Below are 16,995 nucleotides of genomic sequence, written 5' to 3'. Positions count from 1 at the left end.
ATAAGAATATTAAAAAATATAAGAAGTGAAATGTTCGTTAGAAATATAAATAGTTTTTTATTAAATTTACAACTTAATTATACAAGGATATAATAAGAACATAGAAAGTTATGATGAGGAAGTGATGACTTGGAGGGGAAAACTATAGATCTAAAAAGGGATGCTTATAGTAAATTGATTGATTGGAAAAATATGCACAATAAGAAAGTTTTGTTGGTAGAAGGTGCAAGACAAGTAGGGAAAACTTATTTGGTTAAAAAGTTTGCTATAGAAAATTACAACTATGTAATTTATATTAATTTATTAGAGGAAAGTGGAGAAGATTTACTTACAATTTATGATGAAATAAAAGAAGAAAGATTAAGTGGAAAATTAGATAGAGAGCATACTAATTCTTTAAAAGAAATGTTTAAAAGATTTTCAAAGGATTTTAAAGATGACAGTAAATGTATAATTATAATAGATGAAATACAAGAATCTTATAAAATATATAATATGATACGACAATTTGCAAGAGAATTTAATACTCATTTTATAATGACGGGAAGTTATTTAGGCAGAGTTGTGATGCAAAAAGAATTTTGGTCTCCTATGGGTGATGTGGATTTTTTAGAAATAAAGCCACTATCATTTACAGAATTTATAAATGCTCTTAATATGACTGAGTTATATGAATCTTTAGATTTATATGGAAAATCAAATAAAGAGGATTATGAATTTATTTATAATAAATATAAAGACTATTGTGTAGTCGGTGGATATCCAGAAATAGTTTGTCAATATTTAAAAACGGGTATTAAAGATTTAAATAATATATTTGAAAAATTGCAAAGAGTATTTTGTGAAGAATCCTCAAGATATTTTGATGGAGATATATTAACAGCTCGAATGTTTGAAGACTGTATAAATGCAATAATGCAAGTATTAACAAGTAATAAAAAAGGATTTAAAGAAAGTAGTTATACTGAAGAATTACAAAAGATTATAACCAAACAGTATTCTAGTAATATAACAAAAGAAAATTGTAATAGAGCATTACAATGGTTTTATACATCAAAATTTGTTAAGGATTGTGATAAGTTAATTGATTTTGATTTTACGAATATAAAGAAACGTCAAAGATATTTTTTATCTGATATAGGTATGTCAAATTATGTGATGAATAAAGCTAATATATTGATGTCAGAATCTAATGGAGTTCTAAATGAAACATTTGTTTATCACTGTTTAGTAGATAAGATACCAACAGTACCTATGTTTGCTATTTATGGAGATGGAGAGTTGGATTTTGTTTATCGAAATAGACAGAATGGAAATATTTACGGGGTAAAAGTGAAAGCTGGAAAAAATTCTGGAAAAACTATAACAAAATCATTAACTAATGGGAAAATAAACTTTGCTATTTATTTAAAAGGTTTAACAGAAGGTGGAATTGCAAACAGAACTTATACAATACCTATATTTTTATTTCCAAGGTTTAATTTTGAAGAAATTTTATTACCCCAATAAATAAGTTAGCACTATGGGAATTAAGTAATTCAACCATTGAAACTTTAAGTAAGGCATATTAAAATAAATAACAAGTAAGTCAGTGGCTGGTGAATGAATTTAAGGATTGTGCAAAATAAAAAATGATGGTATTCAAAATAGTGTGGTTTAAAAATTTACAACATATAATGGAATACATTAAAATCACTATTAGTGATCAATTATTATTTAACAAAGGTACTTGATAATACTTCAGGTACCTTTAAATTATTCTATTTTATAATTATTATAAGTTATAAGGAATAGTGAGATTAGATAAGTAACAATAATATTATAAATATTAATTAGGAGGGTAAAATGCTTAATTTTATTGGTAAAGGAAGTGCTTTTAATACTGACTTAGGTAATACAAGTGCTTTTATAAAGAAGGATAATAGTTTACTTCTTATTGATTGTGGAGGAACTGTTTTTCATAGATTACAACAACTTGACATATTAAGTGGACTAGAAAGTTTATATATTGTAATTACTCATACGCATCCTGATCATGTTGGGAGTTTGGGTGAGGTAATATTTTATTCATATTACATTTTAAAACGTAAAGTAAATATATTTTTTCCAAAAAAAGAATTAATGAAAAGTTTTTTAACTAGTATAGGTGTAAGTTCTGAAATGTATAATATTAATAGTTTTGATATAGTATATGTTAGAGATAGACAACTTGGGCAGTTTGCTATAGAATTTTTACCTGTTTCTCATGTTGATACAATACCATCATATGGATTTATAATGAAATTAAATGGACAGTCATTTTATTATAGTGGGGATGCAAATGTTATAAGTAATAAAGTGATTGAAAAGATGAAAAATGGAGAAATCAATAGGATATATCAAGATACGTGTGGACTAGAATATGAAAATAATAACCACTTATCATTAACAAAGCTTTGTGACATAGTTTCACCAGAATTTAGAAACAATATTTATTGTATGCATCTTGATAAACACATAACAGAGCAGGAAATAAAAGATAATGGTTTTAATGTTGTTGAAATAAAGTATTAGGCATTTATTTTTTAAGATGCCTTATTGATAGGAGTGTAAGAATAGATGAAAAAGAATGCATCACAAAGAGAGTTTAAGAAGTATAAAAGTCAAATAAGTCAAATAGAAGAAATAGTAGAGCATTCAAAATCAGGAGCACTTATAGAACATGAGAGTTCAATAAGAAAGAAACTAAGGCATCTTAAGGAATTAGATAATCAAGGGTTAAAAGATTTCAATATGGTATGTGAAAGATATGAAGAATTACTTGAATATACTTCAAAGAGAATGCTTGATGCATATAATAAGAAAAACAATACAGATTTTGATTTTTACCAAGTAATACGTGGAAATTATAATAACTTTCTAAATCAAGGGCTAATGACAGTTCTTACAAAAATGCATATACCTAAATTAATTGCAAAAGAATTTGAAGAAAAATTCCCAAGCAATCATAAAGATGAATATCCTGCAGCTAGGAGCATGAAGAGAAGGTTTTATATACATTTAGGTGATACGAATACTGGTAAAACATATAATGCTATAGAACGGCTTAAAACTGCAAAAAAAGGGGTGTACCTATCTCCTCTTAGAATTCTTGCTTTAGAAAATTTTGAAAAGCTAAATAAAGAAGGAATAGTTTGTGATTTATCAACTGGTGAAGAAGAAATCTTAAATTTAGGAGCTACCCATGTTTCATGTACAATAGAGAAGGTGAATTTGAAAGAGCGTTATGATATAGCTGTTATTGACGAAATTCAAATGATAAGTGATACCCAAAGGGGAATGGCATGGAGTAAAGCAGTGCTTGGATTACAATGTGATGAAATACATATATGTGGAGCAGCTAATGCAAAATATATATTAGAAAAGATGATAAATGATTGCAATGATGAATATGAAATAAAAGAATATAAAAGGGCTATACCACTTGAAGTTGAATATAAAAACTTTAATTATAATAATGCTAGAGAAGGAGATGCACTTGTAGTATTTTCTAAAAAAAGAGTATTAGAGATAGCACAGGAATATTCAAGCAATGGAATTAAAGCAAGCATTATATATGGAGATTTACCACCAGAAGTTAGAAAAATGCAATATGCACAATTTGTAAATAAAGAAACAAATATACTTGTAACTACAGATGCAATAGGAATGGGAGTTAATTTACCTATTAGAAGAATTATCTTTATGAGTATAAGGAAGTTTGATGGAGAAGAAGTGAGAGAGTTAACTTCACAGGAAATAAAGCAGGTAGGTGGTCGTGCAGGTAGAATTGGTATTTATGATGTTGGTTATATTGCAGGTATTGGAGGCACGGCGGACTTTATTAAGGCTAAACTTGAAGAACAGGATAAAGTTATAAGAAAAGCTGTAATTGGTCCATCAGAGGCTATATTAAATATTAAGAGCTTACCTTTAAATGAGAAGCTTGCTCTTTGGAGTACTAGAGAAGAAAAGCTAGATTATTATACTAAAATGGATATAAGTGAATATATTTTGATTTTAGATAAAATAAAAAAATATAAACTTAATGAAGATATAGAGTGGGATTTATTAAAAGTTCCATTTGATACTTCAAGAGATGAATTAATGGAGAAATTTTTAGAATATGTAGATGAGTTATTTATAAATAAGCAGAATGAATTATTTATTCCACATTGCTTTAATGGGAACTTGGATGATTTGGAAATTTACTATCAAAAGGTAAACATGTATTACTCATTCTCTAAAATATTTAACCTAAAATTTGATGTGAAATGGGTTTATGATGAAAGAATAAAGATAAGTGAAGCAATAAATGAGATACTATTAAGAATTTAAAAATCACTATTTATAGTATAAGGCACATTCAAAAAAATAATAGACCAGTATGCTTGTCTATTTTGAGTCATACTGTGTCTGCAAATATACGATGCATCTTTGGTCTATTATTTTCTTTTATGTGCCTAAATTAAGTTAGCAATAAGAAAGCAAAAAGATGATAATCAGATATTTAGATTATCATCTTTTCCTTTAGCCATCTTAAAATAAATAATATACATATCTCTAGTGAAATATGTATTTATTAAAAAAATTAATATATTATTTTGTTTTGTGTAGAAGAAAACTAAAGTTTAGGATCCACAACTGTTAATTGAGAATTTACAACTGCTAATAATGTTTTAGAATCAGTTAATACAGTTATATCTTTTGGTACATTAATGTTTTCAACAAATAATTTATCTTCACAATCCATATTAGATACATTAACTTCAAGATATTCAGGGATTTTTTCAACATCTCCTTGGAAATCTATAAATGGATTAAAAGTTTCTAATAATAATCTCTTAGATTCTAAATTTTCCTGTCCAACATATTTAATGGGTATTCTCATCTTTATGTTTTCATTTGGTTTTACATATTGAAAACTTACATGTGAAATTGTTTTAGGATCATTTTTTTGCACTTCTTTAACTACACAGTTTAATTTCTTATCATTTAAATCGAGAGATATAATAGAACCTTTATTGTTTCTTCTAAGCATTCTACAAAGCTCTGCATTGCACATTTTTATGGAAATTGGTTCTTCTAAGAATTCTCCATAAATTACTCCAGGAACTAGCCCTGATTTTCTAAGTTTATTTTTATTTTCTTTTGTATTTCTTTCCGATACCTTAAATGCTACATTTGCCATAATAAATACCTCACTTATAATATAATATATTGATTTATTAAGCACTATAAAGAGTTAAGGTGCGTAAATTTATACAACGTAACGCATAACTAACTACATTAGAGCTTAATTTTAAAGCTCCACATATGCATCAGCCTCCTTTTATTTAATAGCTAAAGCATAGTAAATATATTATTTAAAGTCAAATCATGGCAATAAGGAAATGATAATATAAATATGGTTTATTATGTAAAAAATAATATAAGCAATGTTTATCTTATAATAAGAAGATAAAAACAGTGTTTTATTGCTAAACTATTAAACTTAGATATAAGGCACATTCAAATAAAATTTATGATTAATACTTTATGAATATTCTACAATGATTCTTTAGATACATATTATAAATGAATAATATATATGTATGATTGTGAAATTTTACAAGATTTATAATAACATATTTATAAATTTTCATTTTTAGTATATACTGTTATTGTTTGAGTATATACTAAAAATAATATGTACTATGATTTAAATAATTCAAAAAGGGGAGAAATAAATGACCGAATTAAACCACGAACTTGGAATAATAGCATTAGAAAGTTGTAGAAAATTAGGAAATGCTATAGACAAGTATATTCAAAACAAAAGGAACTGTACTGAGTCATTCTTAATACCACTTAATGAAATAAGATTTTCTAATGGTGAAGGAAAGATTAAAATTCCTGAAACTATTAGAGGAAAAGACATTTATATTTTATGTGATGTTGGAAACTATAATTGTACATATAAAATGTTTGGAATTAAAAATCATAAAGGTCCTGATGAGCATTTTCAAGATATAAAGAGAACAGTTTCAGCTATTAGAGGTAAGGCAGCGAGAATAACTGTAATTATGCCTCTTCTATATGAATCAAGACAACACAGACGTAAGGGTAGAGAGTCTTTAGATTGTGCACTAGCACTTCAAGAACTTGAAAGATTAGGTGTTGATGAAATTCTTACATTTGATGTTCATGATCCTAATGTTCAAAATGCTATTCCTTTACTATCTTTTGAAAATATTTATCCGACTTATGACATAGTAAAATCACTTATATCTAATGAGAAATCATTAGAAAGAAACAAAGAAAAATTATTAGTAATTAGTCCTGATACTGGGGCTATGGATAGAGCTATTTATTATTCAAGTGTTTTAGGTGTAGATGTTGGATTATTCTATAAAAGAAGAGACCATTCTAGAGTTGTTAATGGAAAAAATCCTATTGTTCAACATGAGTATATGGGAAGAGATGTAGCTGGAAAAGATGTTTTAATAGTTGATGATATGATAGCATCTGGAGAATCAGTTCTTGATATTGCTAAAGAATTAAAGGGAAGAAATGCTAGAAATGTATATGTAGCTGCAACTTTTGCTTTCTTTACAGAAGGAATTGAGAAATTTAATCAGTACTATAATGATGGAATAATAACAAAAATATATTCTACTAATTTAACATATATATCACCAGATTTACATAATGCTAAATGGTTTAATGGGGTTGATATGTCAGAATTTGTAGCTAGAATTATCAATAGATTAAATCATGGTAAATCTATTGCTAAATATATGGATGCAACAAGAATAATACAAAGTTTATTAAAGGAATAGTATAAGTCCCTCGAAATTTTTGGTAAATTTCTGAGGGACTTTTTATTTAGGCATATTAAAAAAATAAGTCAGTATACTAGTCTATTTGGGGTTATATTGTGTCAATAAGTTTAGTTAATAAATAAGCTATGAGCTAAACTTTTTTCTTTTAAATTTAATTTTTAATTAATATTGTAATTTCTCATTTTAGATAACACATTTTCCTATTATTTTAATATTATATTATTATAAGTAATCAATAATTTAATTACTTTAACAAATGATTATTAAAATTTAAACTTTAGGAGGAATTTATGAATATTATATCAGAAAACGAAAAATCATTAGAGAATTATATGGATCATGAAGAACATTGTCACTCTTGTGAACCTAAACATTGTCACTCTTGTGAACCTAAACATTGTCATTCTTGTGAACCTAAACATTGTCACTCTTGTGTAGTATGTGAAACTCGCCATTCTTGTGCATGTGAACCTGGTAGAGCACTATTAAGATGTTCATGTGGATTAGCTGGACCACTTCCTATACTTGGAACAGCTGGATTAATTCCTACAACCCCTATTTCTGTAGGTAGTGTATCTATAGATACTACAAGAATGTGTAATCCATCAGTGCTTATAAGCGCTACTTTTCAAATTAATACTCCTATAGCTATATTATCTAATTTAACATTTAGAGTAGTTAAATGTGTTAATGGATGCACTCAACCTGTAGGTGGAAGTTTTACTTTCTCAAATGCAGTTGAAGCTTTATCAAGTGAGTCATTTAGTTTTAAATTCTGTGACTCAACTGAATGTTGTGGATGTGCAACTTATTCAGTTGAAATTTCATCAGCTACTTTACTTCAAGCTGGTACAACAGTATCTGGAACAATAACTGCACTTGCTGTAGAAAACCTTTGTTAATTATAATTATGATTTGATTTAAACAGCCTTAAATTAATTTAAGGCTGTTTATTTTTTATGCCTAATTAAATATATTTTGTTATTTTAATTCTAGTATATGAATATATTAGAATATAATAATTATTTATTTCTAGGAGGATTAAAATGCCAAATGACGACAGCGTAACTGAAGTAAAATGTGAATATTATGTTCCTATGGGTAAGCCAGGTGCTTTTATAATAAAAGTACCTATAGTACTGTCAAATCTTAAAATTTCAATTCCTATTAAGAAAAAAATTGATTTAAATAAAAATTGCAGAGGTATTAAAACTAATCATAATAAGGTTTATCTAAAAAATTCTAAACTAAATTCAAATGGTAAATTATTAGTAAATGGGTATATACATAAATCTTTAAAATACTCAATTTATAATTTAGATAAAATTACTGAGCAAAGTATGAATGTAGATATACCTGTAGCTGCAAATGTAACTATTAATTTTGATCAGATTCCGATTTGCAAAACTCCTAACTCTGAGGCTTGTTTCTATGAGAAATCAACACCTATTCATTGTAGTTTAGATTGTATAGAAATACTTAAAGATTCAGTATGTAATAGTTCTTCTCACTACTATATTGAAATGATAATATCTTTAAAATTAACTTTAACTCAAGTCCAAAATGTCTTTATCCCTGAACCAGAAGGAAACTTTATGTTACTTTCTGATAATTCAAAGGTACTTTCTTTAGATAATATAAATGAAGATAATTCCTATTGTGTTGTTGGATATGACCCAAAGAAAGGATTAATTGCAAATAAAATTGTTCAATCAGATTAGATTAATCATATTCAAAAAAATAACAAGTCAGTATACTAGTTTATTTTGCGTCATAAGGAAGTTCGACTCGTACACACTCACTGAGTAAGTGATTCACACAAAATTATAGATTGCATCTTTGACTTGTTATTTTCTTTCATATATCTTAAACAATTTTAGTATCTTAAGCTAGCAAAATATTTTTAAATTTGTTAGTTAACTACCTTTACCTGCTTGTCTAGTTCAAAAAATACTAAGAATATTTGACTAGTTATTTATTTTACAATGCTTTATAAATTTTTACGTTCATTAGCTTTGTTTAAGAAACTTTCTTTTTTCACACATACACGCTCATGTTCTCCAGTAGCTATTAATCCCTTGTTATCAAATGCCTTTAATGAAAAACTATATTTACGTCCATCTACTGAAGTAAGTTCTGCTTCTGCAAATACTTTAACTCCTTCTGCTGTTGCACATAAATGTTCTATAGTAATCTTTGTTCCAACAGTAGTATAAATATCTTCTAAGAAACTTTGAGCTAAATCTGAAGCTGCACCTTCCATAATTGCTGCAACCATTGGAGTAGCAAAAACTTCTACACTTCCACTTCTAACATTAACGGCTAACATATCTTTTGTAACTATAAGCTCACGTTTAGCTATTTGTCCAATTTTAGGTTCATTCATTACAGTCATCCTCCCATTTAATGTGATAGATAAATTATAACATATATAATAGGGTTAAACTATAAAATCTATAAGGCACATAAAAGAAAAGAGTAGACTGTTGTAAATGTTTAATGTCAAAAGTCCCTCGGAAATTTACGAAAAAATTTCTGAGGGACTTTTTTAATTTATATTAATATATTAAGCATTTTTGACTATTATTTTGTTCAAAATGTCTTAGTTACATTTAAATATCATTGGTATCTTTAATCTGTTATTTTATTTCATATGACTTATAAAAATGTTCTCCTTGATGATATTAATGTTATTTCTGTAGGATCTTGAATAGTATAATTATTATTACAAGACTTAGAATTAAAAGCATTTCTATCATATGCATATTCTGTGTTGTTAAATATTGCACTAGAAATAAATTTCCATACTTTACTAAAGTACTTTGACAGATTCAATGAATTTTTTGAAATTCTGTTATGAGGAATATTTTTACTAATAGAATAAGATCTTAAATTAAATTGAGATTTGTTAATAGTTTTATAATTCATAATAATCCCTCCAACTTGTAAACTATTTATTATAATTTAATGTAGTGACTTTTCTTTTAACCTCACTACTATAGTAATAATATAAATCATTTTTGTGAAATTTACATCTTTATAATAATTACCATTTAGCAAAAATATATACATATTTTTGAATATATTTATAAAAATGTCTTTAATATTAGACATATAATATTAAAGTATTAAAAGATACTTAATAATTTATAAAAGTTATAGAATTTATAATATTTTTTTTTAAAAAATAATCACAAATAATTAAAATAATATTATTAAAGAAGTAACTATAAAAACTAGATATTATCTTAATTTTGTACTTAAAATTTAATACTGAAAATTCCCCAAAAGTGACAAAAAACTTTTAATATACATTAATATTTGAGAAAAATGATTGAAAATTATAAAAATTGTAATATTAATGAATTTAATGATATAATTTATTTGTTTTAAATTATATACCATATAAAACAAATTAAACTAGGGGGAATAACAATGTTTTGTAAAAATTGTGGAAACAAAATAATAGAGGGAGATGCATTTTGTGGTAATTGTGGAACACCATCAGGACATAAAGAAACTTCAGTATCATTTACGCCACCTAAAGTAAAAGATTCTGTTTTAATGAAACTACTAAAAATGTATTTTGTTAAACCAGTATCTTTTTTTAGTGATATAAAAGATAAGGATTTAGTAAAAACATCAGTTGCTTTATTTTTGGGACTACCTATAATATATGGGATATTAAATATGCTATATAACTCTGCAGTCATTAATTATATTTTTAATACAGTTAAGAAATTACCTGATATTTTAGTTAAGGCGGGGATAATATCTGGTCAAGATGCAATAAGTGCTAAAAAAGAACTTCTTATGTCTAATAAAATGTTTGAGTTTAAAAGCAAGTTTGATAATATGATTGACAATAAGGATGTATTTTTAAGTGGAGCAGGTCAACTATTAGTAATAATCATTGTAACAGGAATAGTTTTAGCATTACTTAATGCAGTAATATTAAAAAATAAGATAAAACCTATAGATATATTATTTATATCAACTGTATCATACATTCCATTAGTATTAGCTATAACTTTAGCAAGCATAGCTACACTTATAAACATCATTTTTGGATTACTTATATTATTTTCAGGATATATATTATCATTTATTACTTTATATAATGGAATTAAACAATTTAGTGATGAAAAAAATGATAAGGTGTTTATTTTGATGGCTATATTATTTGTATTAATTTCAGCTATATTATCAATATGTATAGTAAACGAACTTGAACACTCTATGGCATCAATAATAAATAATTTTAACTCAATAGAACATTTATTATAGTTTAAAATTTAACAGTGATAAAATTTATCGCTGTATTTTTGATGAATTCAACAATAGCTATGGAGGAATAATTTATGAATTATTGTAAAAAATGTGGTGAAATTATAAAGGAAAATGCTAAATTTTGTAGCAGTTGTGGATCTCCAAATCACTTAGTTAATAATAAAAAAGCTAATGAAATGAACACTATTAAAGATAAAACAAAGAATAACAATCATAAAATAATATTTTTCGCAATAATAGCTATATTAATAATTGGAATAATTGGAGCAGTAACATTTATAAAAATAAGTTCTATTAAAAAAGAGAATTCTCAGACAAGTATAGATGTATTGTATGTAGATACAGATAATTATCCTAATGTAATATTAACTATACAAGCTAATAATTATTCAAAAGATCTTGAAATGAAAAACTTTACGTTAAAAGAAGAAGATGTTTTCCAAAAAGATTTAAAACTTGATATAGGAGCAGAAGAAAATCAGTATAAAATTAGCTATAAATCTTCAGGAAAAGCTACTACTGGAGAAAGAAATGTAAAGATAGCTTATTTAGAAGATGGTAAGGAAACACTTGCAGAAAAAAGTTATTCAGTACCAGAAAAGGCTAAAAATGATACTAAAACAGTTAATTCTAATTCTAATAATGTAGTTAATACTTATGATAATAATGAAATAGATATTAAAAATGCAATGGATAGATATGAGAATGACTATATAAGAATGGTTAATACAAAAGATACTTATTATATTAAAGATGCAATAGATTTAAGTGGAAGTTTAATAAATGAATTTAATGATATGTTAAAAAGCTTTTCAGAACAAAAAATAAATGAAAGTCTAATAAATCATGAAATTGAAGAGATAAAAAAGATAAGTGAGACTCAATATCAGGTTACTATTTATGAAAAATTTAATATATCTTATGGTAAAAAAAATGAGTCTAAATATACTGATTTTAGAACTACATACATTTTAAATAAAACCAACTCAGGATTTAAGGTATATGCTATAAAGAAAACAGATAATTTAGGAAGTAAATAAGGCAGATTCAAAAAAATAATAAACCAAATATACGATGCATATTTGGGATATTAATTTCTTTCATGTACCTAAATTTCTTTAAAACATGAATTAAGGGGGGAAATAAATAATGAAATTTTGTACTAAATGTGGTAATTCTATTTCAGAAGATACAAAGTTTTGTAATAAATGTGGGAATCCAATTCAAAATGCTGATATTAATGATAAGAAAAATGAAACCCAATCTATAAATATTTCAAAGAATGAAATAGATAAAACACAAATTATAGACATTTCAAAGGACGAAATAGATAAAACACAAATTATAGATATTTCAAAATTAGAAAATGATATAAAAGGTGAAAAAGAGAACAACGAATATTATGAGCCAAAGATGCGTAAGGTACCTAACAGTACTTCTAAAAATAAAAAAAATATCGAAAGTAAAAGTAGTGAAAAATTTTTATCAGGAATTATACCAAAGATTTTAATAGTTGTAGTTTTAATTGTACTTATACTAGTAGGTATTTTCTTTAATAAAATAAGGGGACAATACTATATTGTAAAATGCAATAACGCAGTAAGTGAAGTAGAAAAACTTGAATATGCAACTAAGGCTGTAAAAGCTTTAGAATCAAGTGAGACTAAAGATTTGCTTAAAAATACACTTATTGAAATATCGGGAAATGATGTAAATTTAGCAGAACAAAAGCTTCAGGAAATATCAAGCATGTTATCTCAAAAAGATTTTCAAAGCATAGCAAGCGATATAAAAGATAGGAAAGTAGATAAGCTTTGTAGTGAAGGAAAATATGAAGATGCACTTAAAGAATTTAATGAAATAGATAAATTAGGTGGAAATTTTAAATCTAATAAACATTACGAAGATGTAATGTTGAATGTTATTTCAAAGATAACAGGTAATCCTTTAAGAAGCTCAAAAAATTTACTTATGGAAAATGATAAATTATACTTTGATAATTTTGATGACGATTCTTTTGATGAAATAATAGAGTTGAAAAGTATAAACTCACATTCTTACAACTCAGAAATTAAATTAAATTTATATAAAGTCAAAGATGGTAAATATAAATTAGTGGATAATAAAACTGTTAATAATGCTTTTAATGGAAAGATACAGGGAGTATATAATTATGATACTGATAAAAAAGGAGTATTTATAAATTACGAAAGTGCTACAAATAGTTTTGCTACCTGCGTATTTGGAGTAGGTAATAATACGTTAGGATTAAAGGGGACAATATCGGGGAATAATTACACTAAGCCAGAGGATGTAGATAATGATGGAATATATGAAATTCTTTCAAAAAGCACAAGTTTTGTATCCTCATCCCAAAAAGCTACTTCTAAATGGTACAAAGTTTATGAAGATGCTAGAACTCCAACGGAGGTAACTGTAACTAAAGGAAAAACCGATAGTAGTAAGACTACCAATACAAATTCAGGTGATTATATATTAAAAGATAGTGATAAAGCATATCTTACTAAAGATGATTTGAAAGCTTTAAGCAAAGATGATCTTGCACTTGCTAGAAATGAAATCTTTGCTCGTCATGGATATGTATTTAATGAAGAACAATTTAAAAATTACTTTACAGCAAAGAGTTGGTATGTTCCTAACTCTAGTTATGATGGAAGTGATTCTAGTTTTAATCAATATGAGAAAGCCAATTATGCGATGATACAAGAATTGGAGAAAAAATAAATGAAGAAATTTTTACCATGGTTTTTATCCTTAATGATTTTAATATCTTTATCAGGATGCTTTTCTAATATTAAAGAAGAATCAGTGAAAAGTGAAATAAATAATGCACAAGAAGAAGTTAATGAAAATCAAAAAGTAGAAGAAAGTACAATTGAAGAAAGTAAGAGTCAAGATGTTACATCTAAACAGGAGGAAATATCTACTACTGTTAATAAAAAAATAGTAGTTATAGATCCAGGACATTCTTCTAATGGAAATAGAGAAAAGGAACAGCAATCTCCAGACTCGAATATTATGAAAATAAAAGATCCAGGTGGAGCACAAGGGGTTTCTACAAATGTTCCTGAATATGTTGTAGCTATGAATGTAGCAGTAAAATTAAAGAATTTATTAGAACAAAATAATGTTACAGTCATAATGACAAAAACACAAGATATCGAAAGTCCAGGAAATATAGAAAGAGCAGAAGTTGGAAATAAGAATAATGCTGATTTAGAAATAAGAATACATTGTGATTCAGCAGAAAATCAAAGTGCTCATGGAACATCTATGCTAACACCAGCGCCAATAGGATATGCTAAAGACATAAGCAATGTAAGTAAACAATATGGACAAACTATACTAAATTGTTTGGTAGATGCAACAGGAATGACTAATAGAGGTGTTGTTGAAAGAAATGACTTAACAGGCTTTAATTGGTCTAAAGTTCCGGTAGTACTTACAGAAATGGGATTTATGTCGAATTCAACAGAAGATCAACTATTAAATGATGATAATTATCAAAACAAATTGGCTCAAGGTTTAGCAAATGGAATCTTAGAGGCTTTAAAAACAAATTAAGGCACATGAAAGAAAATAACAGCCCAAAGATGCAAAATAGACAAGCATACTGGTCTGTTATTTTTTATTTGTTCTGTTTTAAAACCGTGTTGATATTAAAACAGAACCTTTATGTTTTAAATTCTTATATCTATTTATTTCAATTTTGAATTTATTTCAGATATATCTTGGGCCATATTTAAGAATACCATCATTACAGCAACGGAAATAAAAGCAAGGGCAAGTCCTAAAGCAATTATAAGCAATCCTATTAAAAAACTACCCCCCCTTTGTGTCATTTCAATAAATCCTAAAATGAAACTAGCAATAGTAATTATTGCAAATTCTACTTTAGCAATTAATTTCAATCCACTAATCCACATATTTCCATATTTCGGATTATCTAATGCTTGGGTGATTTTTTGAGTATAGTCATTTCTAAAAGTTGGAATGGGTTCACCACAGTTTTCGCAAAAACTTCCAGTTACTTCACATCCACATTTACTGCATTTTGAATTCATTTTTTATATCACCTTTCTTTTACAGTATATTATTATTTGTTCACAAAATTTTGAGTGCATTAATGTTTATAACCTTTTTTAATTTAGTGTTTATATTTTAATCCGTTATGTAAAAACATTAATAATAACAAAATAGGAGTAAACAATACCTTTTATACTCGTACATTTATCAAATTACTTTAACCATGATTAATCTTAGGCACATATAAGCACAGTCCACCATTTTAATTATTGTTTGAGTGTTATTTATATAGAGTTATATTTGCTTTTAGTACATGAAACCGATTATAAATAGGAAATATTTGTAATAAAAAACACTTCAAAGAATTTTTTTTTCCATTATTAATAAATTATTAATAAAGTTGTATAAAATAATACATAGATTTGTATTATAATATAAATAGTTTTAATAAGAAATTTAGAGAGGTGATAGCTAAAATATAATTATAAAATAAGTATTATGAATATACTCTTTGTAATTATACATATAAGACATATTCAAAAGATTACAAGTTAGTATACTCTAGTTTATTTTGAGTTATATGTTTAATATGATGGATATTACGTTTAGAACAGTCAATAAATGACTAAAGGAGAATATAATGAAAAATAAATTTATATATACCATGTTAGCAACTGTATTATTTTTAATAATTACAAGTAATACGTTTCCAGCATTTGCAGCACCTAATGAGTTATCACTTGAACAAGTTGTACAAAATGTACAAGAATATGATAGTAAAATTGAATACAATATGGACAAGCTAAATAAGTACAAAGAACAAATTCTTGAAAAAGAAAATGATATAAAAGAAAATGAAGAGGAATTGACAAAAGCTCAAACAAATTTAGAAGAAAAAGATAACTTGTTAGCAGAAAGATTAAGAAAAGTACACATGGATGGTGGATTTGAAACAACACCAATGCAATACTTAGATGCATTATTTTCTTCGGGCAATCTTGTAGAAGCAGCAGAAAAGGTTCAATTAATTTCTCAAATATGTAAAAGCGATAAAAAGCTTGTTTCAGAAGCAAAGCAATCAGAAGAAAAACTTACTGATATAAAAAAGAATATAGAAAAAGAAAATGAAGAATTACAAAAAGATAAAGAATCAATTGAAAAAGAAATCAAGGAATTAGAAGATCAAAAACAACAATTATTAGAATATGTAAAAGAAAACAGTGAATTATTAAGTGATGGTACAAGCAGTATTATTCCAATAACATTACCTACTGATATTTCAGATGAAGCTAGGGCATTAATAAAAGAAACACAGAAATACTTAGGCGTTCATTATTTGTGGGGTGGAGTGACTCCAGATGGATTTGATTGCTCTGGACTTTTGCAATATGTGTTTAAATCTCAAAATATAGATATACCAAGAGTATCACAAGATCAACAAAGTTTTGCAAAGCCTATTAGTATAGCAGAAATTAAACCAGGAGATTTAGTATTTAACAAAGATTCTAACTCAACACATGTAGGAATGTATATAGGAAATGATATGTATATCCATGCACCGCATACTGGCGATGTTGTTAAAATTTCTCGACTTTCAACTTCAAATATGAAATACATTGGAAGAATTTTAGATAAAAATTAAATTTTAAGTAAATATTGATATTTTACTATAAAGTTCATGAACAGAAATTAAATAGAAAACTTGACTCATATGAATTTGCCGAGTAAGTTCAAAAGCAAATTCCAATGCCAGTTCGCTTTTATACTAAAATATCCACAGTATTTTAAAACATAACTAAATTTAAAAATAATATTA

General features: G+C 26.2%; 15 protein-coding genes. 11 read left to right on the top strand and 4 right to left on the bottom strand.

What is annotated here, in order from left to right; translation table 11 throughout:
• The first annotated feature begins 129 nt into the window (after window positions 1-129).
• The 3 genes from BM027_RS04780 to BM027_RS04770 all read left to right on the top strand — a co-directional run bounded on the left by BM027_RS04780 (window position 130) and on the right by BM027_RS04770 (window position 4,356).
• The gene (locus BM027_RS04780) at window positions 130-1,509 is read left to right on the top strand and encodes an ATP-binding protein (RefSeq protein ID WP_090089273.1); all 1,380 of its coding nucleotides are present in this window, start codon (window positions 130-132) and stop codon (window positions 1,507-1,509) included.
• Window positions 1,510-1,845: 336 nt separating this feature from the next.
• Entirely contained in the window at window positions 1,846-2,553 is a 708-nt protein-coding gene (locus BM027_RS04775) for an MBL fold metallo-hydrolase (protein ID WP_090089270.1), read from the top strand.
• A gap of 45 nt (window positions 2,554-2,598) precedes the next feature.
• Window positions 2,599-4,356, top strand: a complete 1,758-nt coding sequence (locus tag BM027_RS04770; RefSeq protein ID WP_090089268.1) for a helicase-related protein — start codon at window positions 2,599-2,601, stop codon at window positions 4,354-4,356.
• A gap of 286 nt (window positions 4,357-4,642) precedes the next feature.
• Here BM027_RS04770 and BM027_RS04765 read toward each other — a convergent pair whose 3' ends face one another.
• Window positions 4,643-5,209 (bottom strand): 50S ribosomal protein L25, encoded by a 567-nt coding sequence (locus BM027_RS04765; RefSeq protein ID WP_090089267.1) that lies wholly within the window; start codon window positions 5,207-5,209, stop codon window positions 4,643-4,645.
• 538 nt (window positions 5,210-5,747) lie between these two features.
• Here BM027_RS04765 and BM027_RS04760 point away from each other — a divergent pair.
• The 3 genes from BM027_RS04760 (at window position 5,748) to BM027_RS04750 (ending at window position 8,563) form a co-directional block, all read left to right on the top strand.
• The gene (locus tag BM027_RS04760; protein WP_090089265.1) at window positions 5,748-6,839 is read left to right on the top strand and encodes a ribose-phosphate pyrophosphokinase; all 1,092 of its coding nucleotides are present in this window, start codon (window positions 5,748-5,750) and stop codon (window positions 6,837-6,839) included.
• Between the two features lie 293 nt (window positions 6,840-7,132).
• On the top strand, window positions 7,133-7,744 hold the full coding sequence (locus BM027_RS04755; RefSeq protein WP_242943287.1) for a DUF4489 domain-containing protein: 612 nt from the start codon (window positions 7,133-7,135) through the stop codon (window positions 7,742-7,744).
• A 144-nt stretch (window positions 7,745-7,888) separates the two neighbouring features.
• Window positions 7,889-8,563: a hypothetical protein gene (locus BM027_RS04750; protein WP_090089263.1), complete on the top strand. Its 675-nt coding sequence runs from the start codon at window positions 7,889-7,891 to the stop codon at window positions 8,561-8,563.
• 269 nt (window positions 8,564-8,832) lie between these two features.
• Here the strand turns inward: BM027_RS04750 and BM027_RS04745 are convergent, their stop codons facing one another.
• Entirely contained in the window at window positions 8,833-9,228 is a 396-nt protein-coding gene (locus BM027_RS04745; RefSeq protein WP_090089261.1) for a thioesterase family protein, read from the bottom strand.
• Between the two features lie 272 nt (window positions 9,229-9,500).
• On the bottom strand, window positions 9,501-9,770 hold the full coding sequence (locus BM027_RS04740; protein ID WP_090089259.1) for a hypothetical protein: 270 nt from the start codon (window positions 9,768-9,770) through the stop codon (window positions 9,501-9,503).
• Window positions 9,771-10,277: 507 nt separating this feature from the next.
• Between BM027_RS04740 and BM027_RS04735 the strand changes: the two genes are divergently transcribed.
• From BM027_RS04735 to BM027_RS04720, 4 genes are all read left to right on the top strand, one after another.
• A complete protein-coding gene (locus BM027_RS04735; RefSeq protein ID WP_090089257.1) occupies window positions 10,278-11,129 on the top strand; it encodes a zinc-ribbon domain-containing protein in 852 nt (283 codons plus the stop codon).
• Window positions 11,130-11,203: 74 nt separating this feature from the next.
• The gene (locus BM027_RS04730; RefSeq protein ID WP_090089256.1) at window positions 11,204-12,172 is read left to right on the top strand and encodes a zinc ribbon domain-containing protein; all 969 of its coding nucleotides are present in this window, start codon (window positions 11,204-11,206) and stop codon (window positions 12,170-12,172) included.
• A gap of 109 nt (window positions 12,173-12,281) precedes the next feature.
• Window positions 12,282-13,877, top strand: coding sequence for a YARHG domain-containing protein (locus BM027_RS04725; protein ID WP_090089254.1), 1,596 nt, complete (start codon window positions 12,282-12,284; stop codon window positions 13,875-13,877).
• Entirely contained in the window at window positions 13,878-14,717 is an 840-nt protein-coding gene (locus BM027_RS04720) for an N-acetylmuramoyl-L-alanine amidase family protein (RefSeq protein WP_090089251.1), read from the top strand.
• 134 nt (window positions 14,718-14,851) lie between these two features.
• Here the strand turns inward: BM027_RS04720 and BM027_RS04715 are convergent, their stop codons facing one another.
• Window positions 14,852-15,217: a hypothetical protein gene (locus BM027_RS04715; protein ID WP_090089249.1), complete on the bottom strand. Its 366-nt coding sequence runs from the start codon at window positions 15,215-15,217 to the stop codon at window positions 14,852-14,854.
• A gap of 602 nt (window positions 15,218-15,819) precedes the next feature.
• On the opposite strand from BM027_RS04715, the gene BM027_RS04710 reads away from it, so the two are divergent.
• Window positions 15,820-16,821, top strand: coding sequence for a C40 family peptidase (locus tag BM027_RS04710; RefSeq protein ID WP_090089246.1), 1,002 nt, complete (start codon window positions 15,820-15,822; stop codon window positions 16,819-16,821).
• The last annotated feature ends 174 nt before the right edge of the window (window positions 16,822-16,995 follow it).

Source organism: Clostridium uliginosum (assembly GCF_900112485.1).
Lineage (GTDB): Bacteria > Bacillota > Clostridia > Clostridiales > Clostridiaceae > Clostridium > Clostridium uliginosum.
The sequence above is the reverse complement of the archived record's forward strand: the minus strand, read 5'-3'. Positions and strand labels throughout refer to the sequence as shown.